The 22,632-nt window shown below is 61.0% G+C and carries 18 protein-coding genes and 2 pseudogenes; 11 read left to right on the forward strand and 9 right to left on the reverse strand.

Annotation, left to right across the window (positions count from 1 at the left end):
* Positions 1–198: 198 nt before the first annotated feature.
* Positions 199–1,497: a citrate synthase gene (gene gltA / locus PQQ96_RS37315; RefSeq protein WP_408301748.1), complete on the reverse strand. Its 1,299-nt coding sequence runs from the start codon at positions 1,495–1,497 to the stop codon at positions 199–201.
* A 433-nt stretch (positions 1,498–1,930) separates the two neighbouring features.
* Between gltA and PQQ96_RS37320 the strand changes: the two genes are divergently transcribed.
* Positions 1,931–2,332: a hypothetical protein gene (locus PQQ96_RS37320; protein ID WP_408301749.1), complete on the forward strand. Its 402-nt coding sequence runs from the start codon at positions 1,931–1,933 to the stop codon at positions 2,330–2,332.
* Between the two features lie 150 nt (positions 2,333–2,482).
* Here the strand turns inward: PQQ96_RS37320 and PQQ96_RS37325 are convergent, their stop codons facing one another.
* The 3 genes from PQQ96_RS37325 to PQQ96_RS37335 form a co-directional block, all read right to left on the reverse strand.
* Entirely contained in the window at positions 2,483–3,268 is a 786-nt protein-coding gene (locus PQQ96_RS37325) for an alpha/beta fold hydrolase (RefSeq protein ID WP_408301750.1), read from the reverse strand.
* 375 nt (positions 3,269–3,643) lie between these two features.
* Positions 3,644–4,696 (reverse strand): rod shape-determining protein, encoded by a 1,053-nt coding sequence (locus PQQ96_RS37330; RefSeq protein WP_408301752.1) that lies wholly within the window; start codon positions 4,694–4,696, stop codon positions 3,644–3,646.
* Between the two features lie 191 nt (positions 4,697–4,887).
* Positions 4,888–5,547 (reverse strand): alpha/beta hydrolase, encoded by a 660-nt coding sequence (locus tag PQQ96_RS37335; RefSeq protein ID WP_408301754.1) that lies wholly within the window; start codon positions 5,545–5,547, stop codon positions 4,888–4,890.
* Positions 5,548–5,808: 261 nt separating this feature from the next.
* Between PQQ96_RS37335 and PQQ96_RS37340 the strand changes: the two genes are divergently transcribed.
* Together PQQ96_RS37340 and PQQ96_RS37345 are read left to right on the forward strand one after the other, a co-directional pair.
* A complete protein-coding gene (locus tag PQQ96_RS37340) occupies positions 5,809–7,386 on the forward strand; it encodes a DHA2 family efflux MFS transporter permease subunit (protein ID WP_408301756.1) in 1,578 nt (525 codons plus the stop codon).
* Positions 7,387–7,548: 162 nt separating this feature from the next.
* Complete coding sequence (locus PQQ96_RS37345; RefSeq protein WP_408301758.1) at positions 7,549–8,463, forward strand: glutaminase; 915 nt, start codon at positions 7,549–7,551, stop codon at positions 8,461–8,463.
* A 259-nt stretch (positions 8,464–8,722) separates the two neighbouring features.
* Here the strand turns inward: PQQ96_RS37345 and PQQ96_RS37350 are convergent, their stop codons facing one another.
* Positions 8,723–9,754 (reverse strand): NAD(P)H-quinone oxidoreductase, encoded by a 1,032-nt coding sequence (locus PQQ96_RS37350; RefSeq protein WP_408301760.1) that lies wholly within the window; start codon positions 9,752–9,754, stop codon positions 8,723–8,725.
* Positions 9,755–9,905: 151 nt separating this feature from the next.
* On the opposite strand from PQQ96_RS37350, the gene PQQ96_RS37355 reads away from it, so the two are divergent.
* The gene (locus PQQ96_RS37355) at positions 9,906–10,799 is read left to right on the forward strand and encodes a LysR family transcriptional regulator (protein ID WP_408301762.1); all 894 of its coding nucleotides are present in this window, start codon (positions 9,906–9,908) and stop codon (positions 10,797–10,799) included.
* Between the two features lie 73 nt (positions 10,800–10,872).
* On the opposite strand, the pseudogene PQQ96_RS37360 reads toward PQQ96_RS37355, so the two are convergent.
* Positions 10,873–11,986: pseudogene (locus PQQ96_RS37360) on the reverse strand (porin).
* Between the two features lie 123 nt (positions 11,987–12,109).
* On the reverse strand, positions 12,110–13,363 hold the full coding sequence (locus PQQ96_RS37365) for an MFS transporter (RefSeq protein ID WP_408301764.1): 1,254 nt from the start codon (positions 13,361–13,363) through the stop codon (positions 12,110–12,112).
* A 274-nt stretch (positions 13,364–13,637) separates the two neighbouring features.
* Between PQQ96_RS37365 and PQQ96_RS37370 the strand changes: the two genes are divergently transcribed.
* The 4 genes from PQQ96_RS37370 to PQQ96_RS37385 all read left to right on the forward strand — a co-directional run bounded on the left by PQQ96_RS37370 (position 13,638) and on the right by PQQ96_RS37385 (position 17,357).
* Positions 13,638–14,408 carry a GntR family transcriptional regulator gene (locus tag PQQ96_RS37370; protein WP_408301766.1) on the forward strand — a complete coding sequence of 257 codons (771 nt, stop codon included), beginning with the start codon at positions 13,638–13,640 and terminating at the stop codon, positions 14,406–14,408.
* Between the two features lie 93 nt (positions 14,409–14,501).
* Entirely contained in the window at positions 14,502–15,545 is a 1,044-nt protein-coding gene (locus PQQ96_RS37375; RefSeq protein ID WP_408301768.1) for an aromatic ring-hydroxylating dioxygenase subunit alpha, read from the forward strand.
* 72 nt (positions 15,546–15,617) lie between these two features.
* Positions 15,618–16,562 carry a PDR/VanB family oxidoreductase gene (locus tag PQQ96_RS37380; RefSeq protein ID WP_408301770.1) on the forward strand — a complete coding sequence of 315 codons (945 nt, stop codon included), beginning with the start codon at positions 15,618–15,620 and terminating at the stop codon, positions 16,560–16,562.
* A gap of 222 nt (positions 16,563–16,784) precedes the next feature.
* Positions 16,785–17,357 (forward strand): P-loop nucleotide/nucleoside kinase family protein, encoded by a 573-nt coding sequence (locus PQQ96_RS37385; RefSeq protein ID WP_408301772.1) that lies wholly within the window; start codon positions 16,785–16,787, stop codon positions 17,355–17,357.
* On the opposite strand, the gene PQQ96_RS37390 is transcribed toward PQQ96_RS37385, so the two are convergent.
* Together PQQ96_RS37390 and PQQ96_RS37395 are read right to left on the reverse strand one after the other, a co-directional pair.
* A complete protein-coding gene (locus tag PQQ96_RS37390) occupies positions 17,354–17,578 on the reverse strand; it encodes a hypothetical protein (protein WP_408301779.1) in 225 nt (74 codons plus the stop codon). The two genes, PQQ96_RS37385 and PQQ96_RS37390, sit on opposite strands and share 4 nt — an antisense overlap.
* A gap of 397 nt (positions 17,579–17,975) precedes the next feature.
* Positions 17,976–18,845, reverse strand: coding sequence for an NmrA family NAD(P)-binding protein (locus tag PQQ96_RS37395; RefSeq protein WP_408301774.1), 870 nt, complete (start codon positions 18,843–18,845; stop codon positions 17,976–17,978).
* Between the two features lie 609 nt (positions 18,846–19,454).
* Between PQQ96_RS37395 and PQQ96_RS37400 the strand changes: the two are divergent.
* From PQQ96_RS37400 to PQQ96_RS37410, 3 genes and pseudogenes are all read left to right on the forward strand, one after another.
* Positions 19,455–20,120, forward strand: a pseudogene (locus tag PQQ96_RS37400) (PadR family transcriptional regulator); the annotation flags it as partial.
* A gap of 82 nt (positions 20,121–20,202) precedes the next feature.
* Positions 20,203–21,030 carry a siderophore-interacting protein gene (locus PQQ96_RS37405; protein ID WP_408301776.1) on the forward strand — a complete coding sequence of 276 codons (828 nt, stop codon included), beginning with the start codon at positions 20,203–20,205 and terminating at the stop codon, positions 21,028–21,030.
* Between the two features lie 177 nt (positions 21,031–21,207).
* A complete protein-coding gene (locus PQQ96_RS37410) occupies positions 21,208–22,467 on the forward strand; it encodes an MFS transporter (protein ID WP_408301777.1) in 1,260 nt (419 codons plus the stop codon).
* Positions 22,468–22,632 lie beyond the last annotated feature (165 nt).

Raw genomic sequence — 22,632 nt, forward strand, 5'->3', positions numbered from 1 at the left:
TACTTTTCTTTGCGGCAGGCAAAGAAAAGTAGGTGCCCGCCCCGCACAGGGGCGACGCTAATAATCCAATATCAAATCAAGGAAAGGCCAACGCCGTAAGGGCACAGCCAAGACGCGCCGCGCAGGCTAACAGATCAAGGAAAAGCCAATGCCGCACGCAACCAGACAACAACCGCCGAGCAGGCAAAAACCGAACCTTTACCGCTTGGCAAGCGCCCGAGCCTCGCGCTGAGTCTCCCCGACAAACAATTGCCGCGGCCGCCCGATCTTCTGTTCCGGATCGGCGATCATCTCATTCCACTGCGCAATCCACCCAACCGTACGCGCCATCGCGAAGATACACGTAAACATCGCAGTCGGAATCCCCAACGCACGCTGCACGATCCCCGAATAAAAATCGACATTCGGATACAACTTCCGCGACACGAAGTAGTCGTCTTCCAACGCGATCTTCTCAAGCGCCATGGCCAGCTTGAACAACGGATCATCGTGCAGGCCCAGCTCTTCCAGCACTTCGTGGCAAGTCTCACGCATCAGCTTCGCACGCGGATCGTAGTTCTTGTAGACGCGGTGACCGAACCCCATCAGCTTCACGCCCGAATTCTTGTCCTTCACCTTCGCAATGAACTCAGGGATATTGTCGACCGAGCCGATCTCCTCCAGCATATTCAATGCGGCTTCATTCGCACCACCGTGCGCCGGGCCCCACAAACAAGCGATGCCCGCTGCGATACACGCGAACGGATTGGCGCCCGACGACCCCGCCAGACGCACCGTCGACGTCGACGCATTCTGCTCGTGATCCGCATGCAAAATCAGAATGCGATCCAGCGCGCGCACCAGCACATCATTAACCTCGTACTCTTCCGCCGGATTGGCGAACATCATGCGCATGAAATTCGCGCTGTACGACAGGTCGTTCTTCGGATAAACGAACGGCTGGCCCACGGTGTACTTGTATGCCATCGCCACCAGGGTCGGCAGCTTCGCAATCATGCGGATCGCGGATACGTCACGGTGCTGCTGATTAGTGATGTCGAGCGAGTCGTGATAGAACGCCGACAGCGCGCCAACTGCGGCGACCAGAATCGCCATCGGGTGCGCGTCGCGGCGGAACCCGCGGAAGAAGAAATGCATCTGCTCGTGCACCATCGTGTGCTGCGTAACGGTGTTCACGAACTCTTCCTTCTGCTGCGCATTCGGCAGCTCACCCTTCAGCAGCAGGTAGCAGGTTTCGAGGAAGTCGGCGTTTTGCGCCAGATTGTCGATCGGATAACCGCGATACAGCAGCTCGCCTTTGTCACCGTCGATATAGGTGATTTCGGAATTGCATGCCGCCGTGGACATGAAACCCGGGTCGTACTTGAACTTGCCCGTCTGACCGTACAGCTTGCGGATGTCGATAACATCCGGCCCAAGCGTGCCCTGATAAATGGGCAGATCAATCGTCTGGTCGCTGTCGGAAAAGCTCAGCGTTGCGTGTGTCTTCGAGTTCATCTGCACGTTCCTTTTACTTTCACATCGCACACATGCCGGCATGCTCGATCGTCGGATCGTCGCGTGGCATGCTCAGGCTCCGGTTCGCATTCTACGGTCCGCAAGGGCTTTGATTGTGACGAATGGCAGCAACAATCCATCTCGACTGACGCAACATTCGTTGCCTGAAAAATGGCCGTGGCCGCCTGAAATACACGGAAATAAGTGGAAATAGGCCGCTCGAAGACGGGCCGCGTCCGCCCGGCGATGTTGCCGGCCAAATGAAAGTTCGCACACTTACTGCAACAATGTTTTGCGGCAGTCAGGCTGCGCAAACACGGCCGCTCTGCGATACTGAATTCGTGTTTTGCTTCCCCTGCGAACACATCGCTGTCTTTGGCCCGCCGTCCTACGGCGGGCTTTTTTCATCAGCCAGAAGATCAGGAAGGACCCGATGAACGCCTCACTCGAAACACTGTTTCCGGATCACGTCCATACCGAAGACAAAATCGTCACCGCATTGAATCACCAGGACATCGTCGTGGCGTTGTCGGCGGCGCTGAAAACGCAAGACGTAGCGGTGCTGCATATGCTTTACCCGCGTACCGACGCGCGCACGCATCGCAGCCTCGATACGCTCGTGGATGTGCTGCACGGCCATGGCCTGCATGAAGTCGCGGATCTGATCGCGCAGGAAGCGCACTATCTGCTGTTCAAAGACCCCGTGAAGGCATGGAAAGCCTTCCACGAAATTCGCAACGACTCGCTCGCGATCGGCGTGCATCTGTATTACCACGGCCTCGTCGGCGAAGCCGCGGAACGCGCGCTCGATAAAGACGCGCATCGCAAGGCTTGAAGTGTGCGTAGCGACCAGCCGCAAATGCTGAGCCCTGCACGCGCGAATCGTCGCGCGGCAGTCAGCATAAGCTCATTGCGCGCTGATTAAGCGCTCGTTGCGCATCCAGGCGCGCACGAGGCGCGCAGAATGCTGCTGATCGCGCTTTGATCAAACGTCCGCTGAGCGAATGAACTCGTCGACGTAGCGATTGAACGCTGCCGGATGCGCGAGATTCATCCCGTGCGAGGCGCCGCGTACCGTTTCGCGGCGCGCATCCGGCAGCCATGTTTGCAGCGCCGTCGCCGCGCGGCGGAACATGTCGGGACTCTTTTCGCCATCGATCAGTAGCACCGGGCAGCGCACTTCGCCCGCCTGCTCGGGTACGTAGGCAGGCAACGGGTCGCGGAACTGACGCGCGAGCGTGTGTGCGTTGTCAGTCGCCATCTTGCGAAAACCCGGCGTGCTCATCGCCCAGAAACCCGGACGGCTCACCGAATCGACGAACAGTTGCAAACCGGCTTCCACCTCGCCTGTTTCGATCAGCTGCGCGGCTTTCGCACGCAATGCGTTCACCGTCTCCGGCAAACTCGCGGGCGGTCGCCCGGCGATCTGCAACGGGCCACCCGGGTCCGCGAGCGTCAACGTGCGCACGTACTGCGGGTGGCGCCGTGCGAAATGAAATGCCACACAACCGCCGCGCGAATGCCCTACCACGTGCGCCGGCCCGGCGCCGAGACGGTCGATGAATTCGGCCACGTCGTCCGCATGTTCGCTCCAGCTGAACGGCTGATCGGGCTCGGTATCCGTCACCGGCCAGTAATGCGTGAGGCTCACCGTGACGCAGCGGTATTGCTTCGACAAACCCGCCAGTTGCGGTTGCCAATAACGGTAATCGCACAGCGAGCCATGCACGAACAACAGCAGTTCACCCTCCCCCGTTTCCACATAGGGCATGCGCAAGCCGCTATGCAGCTCGATAAAGGACGGAGATGCTGACGAGGACGAAGCGGAAACAGATTGATTCACAGGTGGTTCACAGACGGCGCGGCAACGCCCGAATACGGCGGTGCCGGCTAAAAATGGATTCGAGGAAGAAAACGTGTTCGCGTCCCTGAAATTGGGACGTGGTGCGTATTGTCACACAGCGCTTCAATATACGCAGAGGCTTGTTCGGCGTGCGTGCCGCGGCTTGTGCCGGGCACCTCACGATTTTGCGCATCGTGCCTCGCACCCCTTGTGGCTCGCCTCACGGCCAGTGCGACGCGCCGTCCTGCTTATACGGCTAGCCCGGATCCCGGCTACCGGCAACACCGGACGTCCTGCATTAAATCATTCGTAGGCGTTGTCGTCGAGCAAACCGGCGGCAGCCGCCGCGCCCGCGCCACGCACTGCGCACGTGAGCGGTTCATCAGCGACGCGAACGTCGAGCCCCAGTTCGTTGGTCAGGCGGCGGCCCAGATTGCCTAGCAGCGCGCCGCCGCCGGTCAGCACGATGCCGCTGTTCGCAATATCGGTCACCAGTTCGGCCGGTGCCGTTTCAAGCGCGCGTTTCACGGCTCCGATCACCTGGCGCAACGGGCCCTCGATCGCATCGGCGATATCGTGATTGCTCAACTGAACGGTACGCGGCAGGCCGTCGTCCACACTGCGCCCCGTCGCGTTCATATGCTCGACCGGCACGTCGCGCACGGCCGAACCGATGCCCTTTTTGACGTGTTCGGCGGTCTGCTCGCCGAGCAGCACGCCATACAGGTTGCGCACATAACTGACGATCGCCATGTCGAAACTGTCGCCGCCCACACGAATCGAGCCGCTATAGGCAAGGCCGCCGAGCGAGATCACGCCGACCTCAGTCGTGCCGCCGCCGATGTCGACCACCATCGAGCCGACCGCCTCCGATACCGGCAAGCCCGCACCGACCGCCGACGCCAACGATTCGCCAATCAGACTGACCTTCCACGCGCCGGCCGCCACCGCGGCCTCCTTGATCGCGCGACGCTCGACCTGGGTCGCGCCCGCCGGCACGCACACGGTGAACGCGGCGCGTCGGCTGAACAGCGGCCGCGGGCGGGCCATGTCGACGAATTGCCGGATCATCTGCTCGGCCGCGGAAAAATTGGCGATCACGCCATGCCGCATCGGCCGCACCGCTTCGACGTTGCGCGGCGCTCGGCCGAGCAGTTGGCGCGCTTCAGTGCCCACTGCCGCCACGCGTTTTTGACCGGCGGCGGGCTCTGTCTGGAAAGCCACGACGGACGGCTCGTTCAGCACGATGCCGCCGTTGTCGGTATAGATGAGGGTATTGGCCGTGCCGAGGTCCACCGCCACGGAATGACGGAACAGTCGATCGAAAAGCGGGTAATGCGGCGTCGGTCTGGCCATAGGAAGGCTCTGATGTGTCGTTATCCGCCCTTGCAGGGCAATTTGGAAAATGCGCCCCCGGTCACCCGAGCCGCTTGGCACGCCCAGATGGGCGTTGCGCGGTCCGCGCGGCGGGGGTGATTTTCATGCTAATGAGCAGTTAACGGCAAGCAGATCAGAATCTTTAGGGCCACTTTTCAATCGGGGCTGTGTCAGTCACGCGACAAAGCGCCAATCGCACGCTCCAACGCCTGTTTGCCGAGCTCGACACCGTCCGCGTTTATCGTATGACCAATGCCTGGCAAAACATAGGCGTCGACCGCATAGCCGGCGTTGCTGAATGCATCCGCAGCGTATTCCAGTTCCCGTACAGGGATCACTTCGTCTGCTTCACCGTGCACGAGCGTAAGCGGTGTGCCGTTCTGCGCGACGATCACCGAGGCAAGGCGCCCGGAATACGCGACCACGTCCGCAGCGCCTTCCACGCTGGCCGCCACGTGATGCATCGCCATGATCGAGCCTTGCGAGAAACCAACCAATGCAAGCCGGTCGAAAGGAAGCTGCCAATGCGCCAGTTCGGCTTCGAGCATGCGCCGCAACGCCGGATAGGCGGCCGCGACACGGGCCTCGCGATTGCCCTCGTTGACATCGCTCAGGCTGAACCACTGCCGTCCGCCGAAGCCGCCGTCGAAAGCGTCGGTGCCGTCGAGCGAGGTGAACGCCACATCCGGCAGGCTCTCGCTCCAGATGTCCGCGAGCGGCATCAGATCGCGGGCGTTGCTGCCCACGCCGTGCATCAGCACCACCAATGCCTTGGCCGGCGGTGCCGCCGGCGCGCGCCGCCAGCCGTGTTCGAATTGCTCCCACACCATATTCAATTCCTCTCTCTGTCCTCGTTGTAAGCTCGGATCGTGTTTCTGCACGCGTCGCCAACCGCGCAGCCATGTGCTGCCTCAGCCGCGAGCATACGCTGCCGGATCTGTTTCTGCCGTCGCACCTGCACGGGCCGACAACGCCAAAACGTGAATACGGTTATGCTTTTGCGAGCATTCAAACGGTTGCCCGGCTCACTGCCCGGGCAGCGAATAGCGCACCGTATGGAACATCCGTAGCATCGCAATCCGGAGAATCGTTTGAGCCAGCCCGCTTCCGCGTCTGCCGCCGCGCCGCCCGCACCACCACCGCCGCTGCAAGGCGGAAAACTGGTTCTGGCGACCCTCGCCGTGGCGCTCGCCACCTTCATGAACGTGCTCGACACGTCGATTGCGAACGTCGCGATTCCGACCATCTCGGGCAACCTCGGCGTCTCGGTCGATGAAGGCACGTGGGTCATCACCGTGTTCGCCGCGGCCAATGCCGTTTCGATTCCACTGACCGGCTGGCTCACGCAACGCATCGGCCAGGTAAAGCTATTCGTCGGCGCGATTCTGATGTTCGTGCTGGCTTCGTGGTTGTGCGGCATTGCGCCCACGCTGCCGATCCTGCTGATCGCACGGATTTTCCAGGGCGCGGTGGCCGGTCCGCTGATTCCGCTCTCGCAAGCGATTCTGCTCGGCTCGTATCCCAAGGAGAAATCGTCGACCGCACTCTCGCTATGGGCCATGACCGCGACCGTCGGCCCGATTGCGGGCCCCGCGCTCGGCGGCTGGATCACGGATAGTTACAGCTGGTCGTGGATTTTCTACATCAATATTCCGGTCGGCATTTTCGCGGCCGGCGTCACGTGGATGATCTATCGCACCCGCGAGTCGGCCACCCGCAAGCCCCCCATCGACGTGATCGGGCTCGGCCTGCTGATTACGTGGGTCGCCTCGCTGCAGATCATGCTCGACAAGGGCAAGGACCTCGACTGGTTCTCGTCGCCGGTCATCGTGATTCTCGGCATCACCGCGGTGATCAGTTTCGCGTTCTTCCTTGTGTGGGAGCTGACCGAGGAGAATCCGATCGTCGATTTGCGGCTATTTACGCAACGCAACTTCCTCGGCGGCACGATTGCGATTTCGGTGGCGTATGGCGTGTTTTTCGGCAACCTGGTGCTGCTGCCGCAATGGATGCAGGAGTACCTGAACTACCGCTCGGTGGATGCCGGCCTCGTTACCGCGCCGCTCGGCGTGTTCGCGGTGATTCTCGCGCCAATCATGGGCCGGGTGCTGCCACGCTCGGACGCGCGCATCATCGCCACGCTCGCGTTTATCGGCTTTGCGATCGTGTTTTATATGCGCTCGAAGTACGTGATCGAAATCGACACGTGGCACCTCGTGCTCCCCACGCTGCTGCAGGGCATTCCGATGGCGCTGTTCTTCGTGCCGCTGACGGCGATCATTCTGTCCGGCCAGCCGCCGAACAAGATTCCGGCAGCCGCGGGCCTATCGAATTTCGTGCGGGTGTTTTGCGGCGCGGTGGGTACGTCGATCGCCGGCAACGAGTGGAACAATCGTACGGTACTGCACCACACCCGGCTGACCGAGCAGGCCAGCGTCGACAACCCGCTGTTCAACCAGCAGATCGATTCGACCCAGTCGCTGCTGCATCTGAATCCGCAGTCGGCGCACGCGCTGTTCGATTTCACCGTGAACACGCAGGCCGCGATGATGGGACTGAACGACATCTTCTATGTGTCGGCGATCATTTTTATTCTGATCATTCCGCTGATCTGGATTACGAAGCCGGCCAAGGGCGGTGGCGGACCAGATGCGGCGGGCGCGCATTGATAGTGCGGCCGCCACAGGCCGAGCGTTCTACCCGGCTGTCACAAGAAAGGCGGTATGACTAGCAGAGCCTTAGTGAACGCTGCCGAACCCGGCAGCGTTTCACCACACGAACAATTCGGGCCAGGTTGCCAGTAGAATCGCGGCAACAACGGTCCGAGCCTCATGAACTACGCATCCATCCTCGAACAGATTCATCGCGATCTTCAGCCTTATCTGGGTACCGGCAAGGTCGCCGATTACATTCCCGAACTGGCGAATGTCCCCGCCGACAGCTTCGGCATGGCCATCGTCACGGCCTCGGGCGAAGTGTTCCGCACCGGCGCCGCCGACATACGCTTTTCCATCCAGAGTATTTCCAAGCTGTTCGCCTGCACGATGGCGTTCCGGCTGCTCGGCGACGCACTTTGGCAGCGCGTGGGGCGCGAGCCGTCCGGCAATGCCTTCAATTCGCTGGTCCAGCTCGAGGCCGAACACGGCAAGCCGCGCAATCCGTTCATCAACGCGGGCGCGCTGGTCGTCACCGACGTGTTGTGCCGCCGTTTCGTGCAGGCCGAAACAGCGCTGGTCGAATTCATGCGGCGGCTCACGGGTGAAATCAGCATCGACTACGACTTGCGCGTCGCACAGTCGGAGTTGCAGCACGCTCATCGCAACCGCGCGATGGCGCATTTCATGGCGAGCTTCGGCAACATGGAGATGCCGCCGGAAGTGGTCGTTGACGCTTATTGCCGGCAGTGCGCGATTTCGATGAGTTGCGTCGAGCTGGCGAAAGCGGCGCTGTTTCTGACCAATCATGGGGTGGTGCCCGCCACCGGCGAGCGGATTCTCGACACCAGCTCGGCCAAGCGGCTTTCCGCGCTGATGCTGACCTGCGGCACCTACGACGCGGCGGGCGATTTCGTCTATCGGGTAGGCTTGCCGGCCAAAAGCGGCGTGGGCGGCGGGATCGTGGCGGTGCTGCCGGGTGAGATGGCCGTGTGCGTGTGGTCGCCGGGGCTGGATAGCAATGGCAACTCGCTGGCGGGGGTGAAGGCTTTGGAATGGTTGACCACACTTACCGGGCAGTCAATCTTTTGATACCGCCGGTGCGGGCAACTTCACGGTTTGTGTCTATCGAGCAGAAGCGTGGCTGATGCCGAATTTTTCATTCGGCATCAGTCGGCTCTTCTGAGTCATTCAGGCGCGATCCACTTCCGTCCGCTTTCGAACCGACTTCGGCCGAGCGTCGAGCAGATCGTAAGACAGACCGCGACCTTTAAAAGTAACGCTGCTCCTCAACGTCCATCACGAAAGCGGCAAGCGGCTCGCCACCTCCGCTTTGGCAGCGAGCGACACCTCAGTCAATGAGATCAGCACCTGTCGCAAGGACAATCTTTCCAAAGTGTGTGCCGGAATCGATCAGCTCGTGAGCGCCACGAGCGTCGGCAAGCGCAAAGGTCTTGTAGACAACCGGCTTGATCTTGCCGCTCTCGATGTGCGGCCAGACATGCTGCTCGAGTTCATTGACGATGGCCGCCTTGTCCGCGGATGTGCGCGATCGCAATGTCGAGCCCATATGCGTCAAACGTTTCGTCAGCATCGGCACGAGGTCAAGATCCTTCGCCGGCCCCTTGATCACGCCCACCTGGAGGATCCGTCCGTCCATGGCTGCGGCGTCATAGTTTCTAGCCACGTAGTCGCCGGCAATGATGTCGAGGATCACGTCGACGCCTCTTCCGTCGGTGAACCGCTTCGCTTCGGCGACGAAATCGTCTTCGCGGTAGTCAATCGCGAGATCTGCGCCTAGCGCCAGACTGGCCTCGCGATGCGCCTGCGAGCCCACTGTCGTGATGATTTTCGCCGCGCCGAATGCCTTCGCCAGCATGGTCGCGGTGGTACCGATACCTGACGCGCCGCCATGGATCAACACCGATTCGCCGGCAACCAGCTTGCCGCGCTGGAACAGGTTCAGCCATACCGTCATAAACGTTTCGGGCATGGCCCCCGCTTCCACCAACGTCAGGCCTTTGGGGATATGCATCGCGTTGCAGGCGTGCGCGACGGCATATTCTGCGTAGCCACCGCCGGGAATCAATGCACACACCAATTCGCCGATCCGGAATTGGGACACGTCGGACCCAATGGCAACCACTTGCCCCGCCACTTCCAGCCCTGGAATGTCCGAAGCGCCGGGGGGCGGATCATACAGCCCTTTGCGCTGGAAAACGTCGGGACCGTTCACGGCAGCCGCGTGGATGCGGATCAGAACCTCATCAGCCGCCGGCACCGGCACAGGACGCGTTGTCGGCACCAGAACCTCAGGACCGCCGGGCTGTTTGATCTCAATGGCCATCATGGACGACGGCACACGAAAAGTTGAAGCAGACATGGATACCACTCCTTCGATTGATGAGGCTCGATTGATCCGGCCGGATCACTAACGAGGAACTCTTGCGCTCAGTATAGGAGTCGACATTGATGAATTCACGCGGCATTATTCGCGTTGTCTGATGCAAATTTGCATCATGGAGGGCGGCACAATGAACTGGGATGACGCGCGAGTGTTTCTCGCGGTGGAGCGCGAAAAAACGCTCCGTGGCGCGGCCAGAACGCTCAATCTCGATCAGGCGACGGTCGGCAGACGGATTGCTGCACTCGAGCACGCCCTGCGTGCAACGCTCTTCCTGCGCACCTCTGCGGGTTATGCGTTGACCGCCGCCGGCGAGGCCGCGCTGAGATCAGCGGAGAAAATGGAATATTCCGCACACGAATTCGTCAGACAGACTCAAGGCACGGATACGCGGCTGGCGGGGGACGTAAGAGTCACCAGCACCGACTCGATCGCACTCGAATTCCTGCTTCCCGCCATCGAACGCCTGCATGCTGCCCATCCCGAAGTGCGCGTCCTGCTGGACACGTCGACGCGCATGCTGAATCTGGCAAAGCGTGAAGCGGATATCGCGGTCCGCTCAGTCAGGCCGGACAATCCCGATCTGATCGCCCGGCGCCTTGCTCGCTGGCCCTTGGCGCTCTTTGCATCGCATGCTTATCTCGAGCAGCACGGCAAGCCCGCCGCTGGCTCCGCATTCGCGGGCCACGATCTTGTCGTCTATCAGGGAAACTGGACCGGTAGTCGAGCACCGACATCACCCACTCTGGCTGGTGAGCCGGCACACGCGGGGCGCATCGTTTCGACCTTCAATTCCAGCCTCATGCTGCGTACTGCGGTAAAGGCCGGCCTTGGCATTGGCGAGCTTCCGATCCATCTGGGTCAACACGACGGCCTCGTGCAGATATGGCCGGAACCCACACGTGGGGCGGTCTACGAAATCTGGCTCGTCACGCATCAAGACCTTCGGCATACCGCGCGCATCGCGGCAATGATTGAGGGCATCGCTGCAGCATTCGAAGATCACACAACCCACGCTAAATAGTCACGCACGACGTGGCTGCGGTTGTTGCGCGACATCGTATGGATGCCCCCACCACAAGCAATTCAACCGCCCATCAAAATCGCGTCTGCATCCCCACGCGCCCGATAAACTGGCTCGGACCGCTCGAGGTGCCATCCGGATCGAGTACGCCGCTAATCAACGCCTGCGCGCCCTCGTTAGTCCGTTGATAGACCCCCTCCACATAGACCAGGGTCCGCTTGGACAGAACGTGGTCCAGGATCGCCGTGACCTGGTGTGCGTGATTGTTGTTCAGATACGCATCGCCTTTCATGTACATATAGTCGGCGCCGATCTGCCAGTCTGGCTGGAACAGCCAACTGCCGCCCACTTCTCCTTCTGCGATGGCGCCGCCGTTGGACGTGTTACGTACCGTCGTCACCAGCGCGGTGGTCGTAATATCGCCAAATCGATAATGCGCGCCGACGCCCCAATTGCGAATGCCGACCTCAGGCGCGCCCGAGCTCAGGTACTTGACTTCGGTGTACGCGGCCCCCACCCCGAACGGCGCGTTATCGTAGTTCGCCCCCACGCTGACCGAATTACCGCTGCCAAACGATCCGGGCGCACCGCCGAAACCGTAGAGCGCGCCGAACCTGAAGCCGCCAATGGAAGGCGACTGATACTTGATCGAACTATCGACTGTCGCACCAGCCATCCGGTCCCAGTCGAATTGCTGGGCGAACGGCGGATTGCCCGGAATCGCAATCTTGCTGAAGGGGCCAGCCCGGAAGTTGTATAGACCGCCGACTTCCATCGCCGCGTCCGTCGTGACCGAAGAACAGCGAATCCGTCATGAAGTCGTACTGGTTGCCGAGCGTCACACTGCCATAGCGGTCGCTCACCAGGCCGACATACGCATTGCGGCCGAAGATGCCCTCGCCCGAGAGGATCGAGCCGGTACCGAGCGTGAACTGGTCGACGAGGTCGAACACTGCGTGCAAGCCACCGCCCAGATCTTCGGTACCTTTGAATCCGAGCAGGTTTGGCGTGAAAATGCCGTCGTCGAATTTCAGGTTCTTGTTGCCACCTTCATTGCTCACATAAGACACGCCGGCATCGATCAACCCGTAGAGGGTCACGCTACTCCCTGCCGGAACACTTTGAGCACGAGCATCGGCGGCGACAAAGGTCGAAAGAACAGCACACCACAACGCAAGGTACTTCATTGATTTGCCTCCTTAACCTGATTTTTCAGAATCAATACTTAGCATGCCTACGTATTGCTTATGATTGTCTTTCAGACTGCAAGGCCCACAGTCCGATATCAGCTCACGATAGTTGGGTAGTCCCTACTGGGCGAGTACAGCCGCCGCACCTTTCGCGCGTCGGCGGGGGGCGGTCTCGATCAGCGCAAGCGAGACGAATGCACCGCATACCAGCCCGATCAACGCGAACTGCAACGTGAACTGGATGCCATAGTGCTGAGCGATGAAACCCGCTGCAGCCGGCGCGATGCCACCACCGAAAATTTCGCCGGTGCCCGACGTGATGCCGATGGCCGACGCCACCAGCCCCAGCGGTGCCGCCTCGGTGGCGATCGGGCCGGTGAGCAGGCCCAGCAAGCCAAGCGCGAAAAACGAGACGATGAACAGCACGATGAACAACGTCACCGGGTTCGCGCCGATGCGGGCAAACACGTAGAGGGAAATTGCCGCGCCGACGAAAGCGATCACGGTGGTCGGGCGACGGCCCACGAAGTCCGAAATTCCCGCCAGCCCGAATTCCCCGAGGAAGCCGCCAAAGCCGATCGCCGAGACGACGAAGCCCATATGCTCGGTATCGAGGTGCAGATAATCGACGAGGTAGTTAGGCACCATCGCGCCGATCACAAAGATCCCGGCCATCGCGCACAGCGTGGCAAGCATCGCCAGCACGACGTTGCGGCTCCTGAACAGTTCGCTCCAACGCGGCTGGCCCGGCACGCCGATGGTCGCCAGATTCACCAGTTCATTGCGCGGTTGATCGCGCAAGAACAACGCGATCAACGCCGCGACGATCAGCCCGGGAATCACGGATACCGCGAACACCCAGTGCCATGACGGCACGACGCGCAACAACTGGGTGGCGATGATAGGCGCGAGACCCAGGCCCAGCAGCGCGAACATACTCAACTGCAGGCCCTGATTGAAACCGCGCCGCGACGGATGCGAAGCCTCGCCCACTGCCGCGACGCTAGTCGGCGTAAAGGCGCCTTCGGCCACGCCCATCACCGAGCGAATCAGCAGGAGGCTCAGGAAGCCACTCGCGAATCCGGAGAAACTCGACAGCAGCGAGAACATGATCATCGCTGCAATCATGATCTTGCGACGGCCGATCCTATCGGAAAGACGCCCCATCGCAATGGAGCACACACCCCACGCGAGACTGAGAATGCCGATCAGCGACCCTAGTTGCTGATAGGACAGCCCGAGGTCTTTCATCATGTGCGGAAACAGCGGAGCGATGATCCAGCGGTCGAGCCCGACCAGTCCAAATCCAACAGAAAGCAGCACAAGCGTCGTGCGCTCGTATCGGCTGTCATGCTGAGTGACATTCTTGTTCACGTGCCCGCCTCCTGTTGTTCGTATATAGAACCGCGCTTCGTTTATCGAACTTTTCGAACCCTGATCGTAGGAAGATCCGATAGACGTGTCAATACAACAATCCAATCGTTGTACACATAAAATCTCCAAACACATCCTATTTATGAGTGTTAACCCGATATTTGCGGGTAAATTGTTGAATTAATGAAAGAGCTGTATACAATCTGTATTCATCGAGCCGTTATTCGGATGTCAGACGGCGTCCCCGAAACTGCAACCTCGAACGAGCTGCACCATGTCAGATAGTGAAAATCTAGCGGTCGACGGAAAAACTTCCTCCCCCGCCTCTCAGACGGTCCGCGCGTTGCTTGGACTGCGCGAACTGATCCTCGGCGGCGAGCTAAGCGCGGGCGACCGGATTTCCGAGTTGTGGGTTGTCGAGCGGCTTGGCGTGTCACGCACGCCAGTGCGCGCCGGCTTAATCCGCTTGCAGGAAGAAGGTCTGCTCGAGCCGATTCCGTCGGGCGGCTTTGCGGTGCGCTCATTCAGCGAAACTGAAATCCGTGATTCGATCGAAATGCGCGGCACGCTAGAAGGTTTGGCCGCGCGACTCGCCGCTGAACGCGGCATCACGCATTCCATGTTCCGCGATCTGCATGAATGCATCGACGAAATCGACCAGTTGCTGGTCGGCGACCTGACGGAAGAGAGTTTCTCGGGCTATGTCGATGCGAACGCCCGCTTTCACCGGCTGCTCTCAGCCGCCGCCGACAGCAGCGTCGTCGAGCGGCAAATCGAGCGGGTCGCGACCTTACCGTTTGCATCCGCCAGCGCGTTCGCCGTGGTGCAGTCGCTCGACCCGCGCGCGCGCGAGACGCTGGTAGTGGCGCAGGCACAGCATCGCGCGGTGCTCGAAGCGATCGAGAACCGTGAAGGCGCCCGCGCCGAAGCGCTGATGCGCGAGCACTCGAAGATCGCGCATCAGAACCTGAAACGCGTGCTGGAAAACCAGCGAGCCATGACGAAGCTGATCGGGGGCAACCTGATCCGCCGCAACGCCCGCTAAGTCTTGCCGGACGGCAGCGCGTGCCAGGCATTACGCCGGCGCACCGCCGCCCCCCCAATCTAAAGGCGTCCCGATACGCCATGGAGGAGATTGATGTTTTTGAAGAACGCCTGGTACGTCGCCTGTACCCCGGATGAGATCGCAGACAAACCGCTCGGCAGACAGATCTGCGGCGAACGCATTGTGTTCTACCGTGCCGGCGACGGTACGGTCGCAGCACTGGAAGATTTCTGCCCGCATCGCGGCGCGCCGTTGTCGCTCGGCACCGTGCGCGACGGTCACCTGGTCTGCGGCTACCACGGCCTGACGATGGGCGCGAACGGCAAGTGCGTCAGCATGCCGTGTCAGCGTGTGGGCGGTATTCCCGCGATTCGCAATTTTCCCGTGGTCGAACGTTACGGCTTTATCTGGGTATGGACCGGGGACAAGGAAAAGGCCGATCCGGCCGCGATTCACCACCTCGAATGGGCTGACAACCCGGCCTGGGCCTACGGCGGCGGCTTGTATCACATCCAGTGCGATTACCGCCTGATGATCGATAACCTGATGGACCTCACGCACGAGACCTATGTGCATGCGAGCAGCATCGGCCAGCCGGAGATCGAGGAAGCGCCGCCTGTGACCAAGGTCGACGGCGACACGGTCATCACGAGCCGCTTCATGGAAAACATCATGCCGCCACCGTTCTGGGCGGCTGCTCTGCGCGGCAACGAACTGGCGGACAACGTCCCGTGCGACCGCTGGCAAATCTGCCACTTCACGCCGCCGAGCCACGTCATGATCGAGGTGGGCGTCGCGCATGCTGGCAAGGGCGGCTATCACGCCGAACCGCAGCATAAGGCAGCAAGCATCGTGGTTGACTTCATCACACCCGAAACCGAAACGTCGATCTGGTATTTCTGGGGCATGGCACGCAATTTCGCAGCCGACGACAAGGCGCTGACCGACACGATCCGTGAAGGCCAAGGGCGGATTTTCTCCGAAGACCTCGGCATGCTCGAAGCACAACAGCGCAACCTGTTGACCTGGCCGGACCGTCCGATCCTCAAACTCAATATCGATGCAGGCGGCGTCCAATCGCGCCGCGTGCTCGACCGGCTGATCCAGCAACAACACGAACTGACGGTCGCGAATTAAGCCTCCGCCCCGATGCCGGCATCCGGTCGCCCGGATGCCGGCGTGCTGCCCGCCTTATCACCAAACGCATCCATGAAAGCCCTCATTACCCACAAGCTCAACGTTGCTACCGATATCTGCATGTTCGAACTGGCCTCGCCAGGCGGTGAAGCGCTACCGCCGTTTTCGGCGGGTGCGCATATCGACGTGCATGTCGATGGCCACGTCCGGCAGTATTCGCTGTGCAACAGCCCGACTGAAACCGGCCTGTACCGAATCGGCGTGTTGCGCGATCCCAATTCGCGCGGCGGCTCGATCGCCATGCATGAAGTCTCTTGTGGTTCGACGCTTGAAATCAGTACACCGAAGAACCACTTTCCGCTCGTGGAAGATGCGGCGCACTCCATCCTGCTAGCAGGCGGCATCGGTATCACGCCGATTCTCTGCATGGCGGAACACCTGATCCGCACCAGTCAATCGTTCGAACTCCATTACTGCACGCGCGAACCTGAGCGCGCCGCTTTCCGCGAACGCTTTACCGCACCGGACCTCAAAGCGCGCGCACGCCTCTATTTCGACACCGCCGCGCCCAGCGAACGGATCGACCTGCCAACCGTCCTCGGGCGCCCCGTTACCGATACCCACGTCTACGTCTGCGGTCCGGCAGGCTTCATCGAGGCCGTATTGGCGACCACATCGAAAGCTGGCTGGCCCGCCACTCACGTCCACCGCGAATACTTCGGCGCCGCGCCCCAAGCCGCTGGCGCGAACGGTGCGTTCCAGGTCAGGCTAGCCAGTTCCGGCAGTGTGGTCGACGTGCCGCCCGGCATCACGGTCGTCGAGGCGCTACGCAACTGTGGCGTCGAAGTCCCGATGTCATGCGAGCAAGGCGTGTGCGGCACCTGTCTCACACGCGTGCTGTCCGGTGAACCGGATCATCGCGATCTGTACCTGACCGACGAAGAACGCGTCGCCAACGATCAGTTTCTGCCTTGCTGCTCGCGCGCAAAGACGCCGCTGCTGGTCCTCGATCTTTGAAGTCGCGGCTGGCGTCGCGCATCCATCCGGGTCTCGCTCAAAGTTACTTGTCTCATTCCGTGCGCTGCATTATGCTTTGGCACATGAACCGATCCCACATCAACTCGATTATTAACGCCGCGACAGTCTCGGCGGGATAGCTATTGAGTTGACAATAAGCAATCACAACCCGCCCAGAAGGCGGGTTTTTTGCTTTCTGGGCCCTAATTGGAGCGCCTGAAAATGACGAGTGGGAGCAGGTTTCTTGACGGTGTTGGATCTGGTAACGCAGCCACACTCCATATGGTCTGCGGCAAAATTGCCTCGGGCAAGTCCACGCTTACGGATCGCCTGGTGAATTCTCAGCGGATGCTCCTGATCAGCGAAGACGTATGGATCGCGCGTCTCTATCCGGGAGAAATTCATACGCTGGCAGACTATGTGCGCTACGCGGGACGCCTCAAGACGCTCCTCACCGAGCACATCCAATCGCTCCTCGCGGCAGGGATATCAGTGGTACTCGACTTCCCATTTAACACGACTAACACTCGTGCATGGGGGCACGCTTTATTTCAGGCTGCCGGCTGCGAACATCAACTTCACTATCTGGATGTGAGCGATGAGATCTGCAAATCCAGGTTAAGGGCGAGAAACGCGGCGGGCGAACATCCATTCCAGACATCCGAGGCCCAGTATGAGCTAATCACCCGCTATTTCGTTCCGCCTGCGCCAAGCGAAGGATTCAACATCATGGTGTACGACGAGACAGGCAATCTCCGTTGCCGGAGCCCGGATGTCGAATCACGCGGCGGTTAGTGATCTTCATCGTGGTGGTCGTCATGTTGATTGTGCGGGTCGCGATCGTTGGGGTGATCGCGCATCCAGTCGTCGTGCGCCCAGTAGCGATGGCCATCATAGTACTGGTCGCCATGCCACCCCATTGTGATTCCGACGGGCGCGGGCGCGACAGGGACAATGCAACCGGTGAGGCCGATTACGAGGCTCGCAAGCAATGCAGTCGCAGCAAGGGTTTTCATTTCGACTCCTTAAAAGGTTTCAAAACTGAGGGCGAGTGCCCTGCCTCTCTCAACGTGCGAGAGGCGTCCTCGTTGGCCACTTTTAAGATTGCTAGCGAGAGTTAACAGTTACCTCACTTCGCTGCGCCACGATCACACTTTAGCACTCAGGGGACCATCCGAGGTTGCGTCGTAAGATCGGCGACTGCTGCGGCCTGGCCGGGAAAGAGCGCGGTCAAAGACTGACCCTGACCAGCACCTGTCCGCGATCACGCACGCGGCGGCCGACATAAGGCGGGGGCCTGCAGCAGGCTGACGGCAGCGAGGCGCATTTGACGAAAACTGCGTTTGGCGAGTGAGCCCAAACCAGCGCTACACCGCCCGCCTGTGCCCAGAACCGGTACGGAGCCGTTAAGCTTCAGCCGGCGCGCTCAACCAACTCCGCCAGCACCGTCTGATAAGCGGTGCTGCCAACCACCCGCTCGTTCACGCCATCTTCGAAATCAATCCACCCTGAATTGAAGCCGTCGATCATCTCGATGCGCGGCGCAGGCCAGCCCGTGCCTTGCGACTGGAACAGTGCCTCCCACTGATCGTGCGGCACCGCCTGAGCCTTCACCGAGCGGCCAAGCACGCCGCCAAGCATCGCGGCGATTTCATCTTGCGTATAGCGCCGCGGCCCTTCAATCTCGATCACGCGACGCCCCTGCCACGACTGAGCAAGCGTTTCAGCGATCACCCGGCCGATATCTGCAGTGGCGATCATCGGATACGCACGGTCGAGCGGTTGCAGGAAGCTCGGCATCACGCCCGTCTCGCGCGCCGGCGCGATATCCCACAGGGAGTTCTCCATAAACCACGCGGGCCGCAAAATCGCCGTCGGAATGGGCAGATCCGCAAGCGCCTCTTCGAGAATATGCACTTGCGTGATGAGACCGAGACCCGACTCGCGCTGTCCACCGATCGACGACAGCGCCGCGACGCGCGCGGGCCGCGCTTGCATGAGCGCCTCTTTCAGCACCGCCACCGCTGCATGCGCGTTCGGATAACCCGGTTGCGGCGCGAAGTTCGGCGCCACCATCACGAAGACGCCCGCCGTACCGCTGAACGCCGCAGCGAGTGCGTCCGCATCTTCGAAGGATGCGACCGCCACTTCGGCGCCCCGCTCCTGCCACTCCGCTGCCTTGCTTTTGTCGCGTAACACGGCGCGCACGGCTAGCCCCGCCTCCAATAAGGCGCGCGCCGCCGCCCCACCCACCTGCCCTGTCACACCCGTAATTGCATACATGATCGTCGCTCCGTGAATACGGCCAATGCCGCGCTGAATGAGATTCTCGGCGCTTCCTGGCAATTTCACGAGGGCATGAATGTCATTTAATTAATGACCTTTTGGCATGAAGCGTCTCTTTTGACGACGTGCGATTCAAAAAATGAGTTTGACAAACGATCTTAAGATATATATCTTACGACACATCTTAAGACACAATCGGGAGCACCCAAGATGCGTCATCAAAATCGTTTTTCCCGTTCGCGTGGCGCGGACGAAGGTTTCTTCGCCGGGCATGACCGCTCGTCCTTGCATGCGCTTTGGCATGCGTTCGCCCGTCACTACGCATTCGGCGGCGAGCGCGGTGGTGAAGCACGCGGCGAGGGTTTCGAACGCCGTCACGGCGGGCGTGGCGATTCGCACGAGTTTCACGGCGACGAGCGTGGCCACGACGGCCGACATGAGTTTCACGACCGCGAGCGCGGCCACGGCGGCCGGCACGAGTTCCGCGGCGACGGACGCGGCCGTGATGGCGACCGACATGAGTTCCATGGCGAAGAGCGTGGCTATGGCCGCCATGGCGGACGCGGTGAACGCGACGACCGCGGTGAATTCGGCTACGGCCACGACCGCTTCTCCCTGCACGCACTGTGGCACGCAATCGGCCGCCATCACGAGCATCGCGGCGGCGGCCGTGGTGGGCGCTTCGGCGGCGGCGGCCCGGGCGGCTTTGGTGGCGAAGGCGACGGTTTTCCGCGCGGCCGCAAATTCAGCTCCGAAGATCTGCAATTGCTGCTGCTTTCAATGATCGAAGCGCAGCCGAGCCACGGCTACGAACTGATCAAGGCGCTCGAAACGCGCTCGAACGGCTTCTACAGTCCGAGCCCGGGCATGGTTTATCCGGCGCTCACCTATCTGGAAGAACTCGGCTACGTGACCGTGCAACTCGAAGGCAATCGCAAGCGTTACGAACTGTCGGAAACGGGCCGCGAGTACCTGGCCGCCAACCGCGACCGCGTCGAATTGATGCTCGCCAAACTGACGCATATCGCCCGAAAAATGGATTCCGTGCGCCGTGCGTTCGCCGGTGAAGAGCCGGCCGACATCAGCGAAGGCGGCTGGCTGCCCGAACTGAGCGAAGCGCGCCGCGCGCTGAAGCATGCGCTCCTGCGCCGTGACAACGTGCCGGCAGACGAACAGCGCCGCATCGCCGCGATCCTGATGCGCGCGACGAAGGAAATCGAAGGCGAAGGCAATCCCGGCAGCGACGAAGGCAGCGGCGAATTCACCGCCTGAGATCGCGCCATCCGACACTCGCGTTCGAAGGTGCCCATGAGCACCTTCGCGCGCCAATCAAACCAACAGGAGTAGCACACTTATGCTGGCAAATGACAACCGGACCGATCTCGCGGTCTATCGCGTACGACATCCGCTGAAGTTCCGTCTGTTGCAGGTCAAAGCGGTGCACGCACTGACCCCGCATATGATTCGCGTCACCGTTACCGGCGACGATCTGCACGACTTCGTCTCCGCTTCGTTCGACGATCACATCAAAGTGTTCTTCCCCGAACCCGGCGCCGACAAACCGGTGCTGCCCGAAGCCGGTCCTGACGGTCCGGTGTTTCCCGCCGGCCAGCCGCGACCGGTCGCACGCGATTTCACGCCGCGCCGCTTCGACGCGGAAGGGGGCGAACTGGACATCGAGTTCGCCATGCATGAGGCCGGCCCGGCTGCAACATGGGCGGCACAAGCCAAAGCGGGCCAGTATCTCGGCATTGGCGGCCCGCGGGGCTCGCTGGTGATACCGACCGGCTTCGACTGGCATCTGCTGATTGGCGACGACACCGCGCTGCCGGCCATTGCCCGCCGCCTCGAAGAGCTGCCTGCCGGCACACGCGTCGCGGCGGTAATCGAAGTGGCCGATCCATCGGCGCAGATCGAATTCGCTACGCAAGCCGAACTGCATATCGTCTGGCGCTATCGCAGCGAATCGGGTTATCGCGGTGAGGCCTTGCTGCAAGCGGTACGCGAAATCTACCTACCCGAAGACGGTGAAGGCTACGTATGGGCCGCCGGCGAATCCGCGACGATGCGTGCGGTGCGCTACCACCTGTGCACGGAACGTGGCGTCGAGAAATCTCGCATTCGCGCGGCCAGTTACTGGAAACAGGGTGCCGAAGCGGTACATGAATCGCTCGACGACTGACGATCCGCAGCGTGCGCGCAATGTACTGCATACGTTCTGCTAGCCGTGTGCGCTGCGAGAGCCGTCTGGGCAGTGCGGGCCGCACAAGATGCGGAGGCCGTGCGGCGATGCGTGGGCCGCACCACCTACCTAAACCCTGCAGTCAGCGTGCGTCGAACAAAAACAAGGAATTGACCGATGTATTCAATTAGCACAAAGCACGAGCGCCGTTTGCTGTGGCTGCTTGCGCTGACGCAGTTCACCATCATCATGGACTTCATGGTGATGATGCCGCTCGGCCCGCAGATCATGCACGCGTTCAGTATCACACCAGCCGCGTTTGCGACGGCCGTATCCGCGTATTCGTGGTGTTCGGGGTTGTCGGGGTTATTCGCCGCGACCTACATCGACCGCTTCGACCGGCGTCGGTTGTTGCTGACCGTCTATGCGCTGTTCGCGCTGTCGAATCTCGCGTGCGCCTTGGCGAGCAGCTTCCCCCTTCTGCTTGCCGCGCGCGCTTTTGCTGGCATTACCGGTGGCGTATTGGGCTCCGTGATCATGGCAATCGTCGGCGACGTGATCCCGGTGCAACGCCGCGGCGCCGCGACGGGCACGATCATGACCGCCTTCTCATTGGCTGCGATTGCCGGCGTGCCGGCTGGCGTGATGTTAGGCGCGCACTTCAACTGGGCAGCCCCGTTCTATCTGCTGGTGGTGTTGTCGCTGCTCGTCTGGGTGGCTGGTTGGCAGTTGGTCCCTTCGCTTGCCGAGCATTTGAGCCGCCGCCAGCCGGCGCTTGGCGAGGTACTACCTGAATTGTGGCGGCTGTTGAGCAACCCGCGGCATATGAATGCGTTTGCGCTGACTTTCATGATGATGATTGCGCATATGCTGGTGATTCCGTTTATCTCCCCGGTATTGGTTGCCAACCATGGCGTGGCCCCGGCGCAGTTGTCATGGCTATATATGGCGGGTGGCGCGGCAACGTTCTTCACCTCGCGCCGGGTGGGCAGACTTGCGGATCGGTTCGGCACGCGACGCGTATTCCGGATAGCGGCGGTACTTTCGTTCTTGCCCGTCCTCTTTGTGACACATCTGCCGGATCTACCGTTCTACGCGCTGGTGATGTTTTTCCCGTTTTTCATGGTGCTAATGTCAGGACGGATGGTACCCATGCAGGCCCTGCTGACAACCGTACCCGAGCCTGCCCGCCGCGGAGCTTTTCTTAGCGCCAACAGTGCGCTACAGGCCTTAGGCACGGGATGTGGCGCTTGGATAGGCGGCTTGATGCTGAGCAGTTCGCCGACCGGGCAAATCGTGGGATACGGGACAGTCGGATGGGTAGCGGTCGCCATCGCGCTGGTCGGGGTGTTTTGGGTTTCCCGGGTTCACGGGGCGCAAAGCGCGTTACCACCGACGGGCGTACTGAGGGGCGACACAGTCGGAGAAGGTGGATGATTAAAGCACGCCGACGCGGGGGGGAGGAGAAGCACCGCGTCGGCGCGCGCAGCGCCGCCGGAAGAATGACAGCCTTGTCACCAGGGCTGAATGTGCGAGAACCCAGATTCCAGATGCACCACTACCGCAACTGTGCGGGGGCCCCGCTTATGAGCTGGCGGTGTG

The organism is Paraburkholderia sediminicola (genome assembly GCF_046027825.1).
Taxonomy (GTDB): Bacteria; Pseudomonadota; Gammaproteobacteria; order Burkholderiales; family Burkholderiaceae; genus Paraburkholderia; species Paraburkholderia sediminicola_D.

Coding starts and splice junctions, on each gene's coding strand:
- PQQ96_RS37405 (WP_408301776.1), top strand. CDS start 20,203: ATGCTGGCAAATGACAACCGGACCGATCTCGCGGTCTATCGCGTACGA.
- PQQ96_RS37345 (WP_408301758.1), top strand. CDS start 7,549: ATGAACTACGCATCCATCCTCGAACAGATTCATCGCGATCTTCAGCCT.
- PQQ96_RS37355 (WP_408301762.1), top strand. CDS start 9,906: ATGAACTGGGATGACGCGCGAGTGTTTCTCGCGGTGGAGCGCGAAAAA.
- PQQ96_RS37390 (WP_408301779.1), bottom strand. CDS start 17,578: ATGAAAACCCTTGCTGCGACTGCATTGCTTGCGAGCCTCGTAATCGGC.
- PQQ96_RS37385 (WP_408301772.1), top strand. CDS start 16,785: ATGACGAGTGGGAGCAGGTTTCTTGACGGTGTTGGATCTGGTAACGCA.
- gltA (WP_408301748.1), bottom strand. CDS start 1,497: ATGAACTCGAAGACACACGCAACGCTGAGCTTTTCCGACAGCGACCAG.
- PQQ96_RS37380 (WP_408301770.1), top strand. CDS start 15,618: ATGAAAGCCCTCATTACCCACAAGCTCAACGTTGCTACCGATATCTGC.
- PQQ96_RS37330 (WP_408301752.1), bottom strand. CDS start 4,696: ATGGCCAGACCGACGCCGCATTACCCGCTTTTCGATCGACTGTTCCGT.
- PQQ96_RS37320 (WP_408301749.1), top strand. CDS start 1,931: ATGAACGCCTCACTCGAAACACTGTTTCCGGATCACGTCCATACCGAA.
- PQQ96_RS37325 (WP_408301750.1), bottom strand. CDS start 3,268: ATGCCCTATGTGGAAACGGGGGAGGGTGAACTGCTGTTGTTCGTGCAT.
- PQQ96_RS37375 (WP_408301768.1), top strand. CDS start 14,502: ATGTTTTTGAAGAACGCCTGGTACGTCGCCTGTACCCCGGATGAGATC.
- PQQ96_RS37370 (WP_408301766.1), top strand. CDS start 13,638: ATGTCAGATAGTGAAAATCTAGCGGTCGACGGAAAAACTTCCTCCCCC.
- PQQ96_RS37350 (WP_408301760.1), bottom strand. CDS start 9,754: ATGTCTGCTTCAACTTTTCGTGTGCCGTCGTCCATGATGGCCATTGAG.
- PQQ96_RS37410 (WP_408301777.1), top strand. CDS start 21,208: ATGTATTCAATTAGCACAAAGCACGAGCGCCGTTTGCTGTGGCTGCTT.
- PQQ96_RS37395 (WP_408301774.1), bottom strand. CDS start 18,845: ATGTATGCAATTACGGGTGTGACAGGGCAGGTGGGTGGGGCGGCGGCG.
- PQQ96_RS37335 (WP_408301754.1), bottom strand. CDS start 5,547: ATGGTGTGGGAGCAATTCGAACACGGCTGGCGGCGCGCGCCGGCGGCA.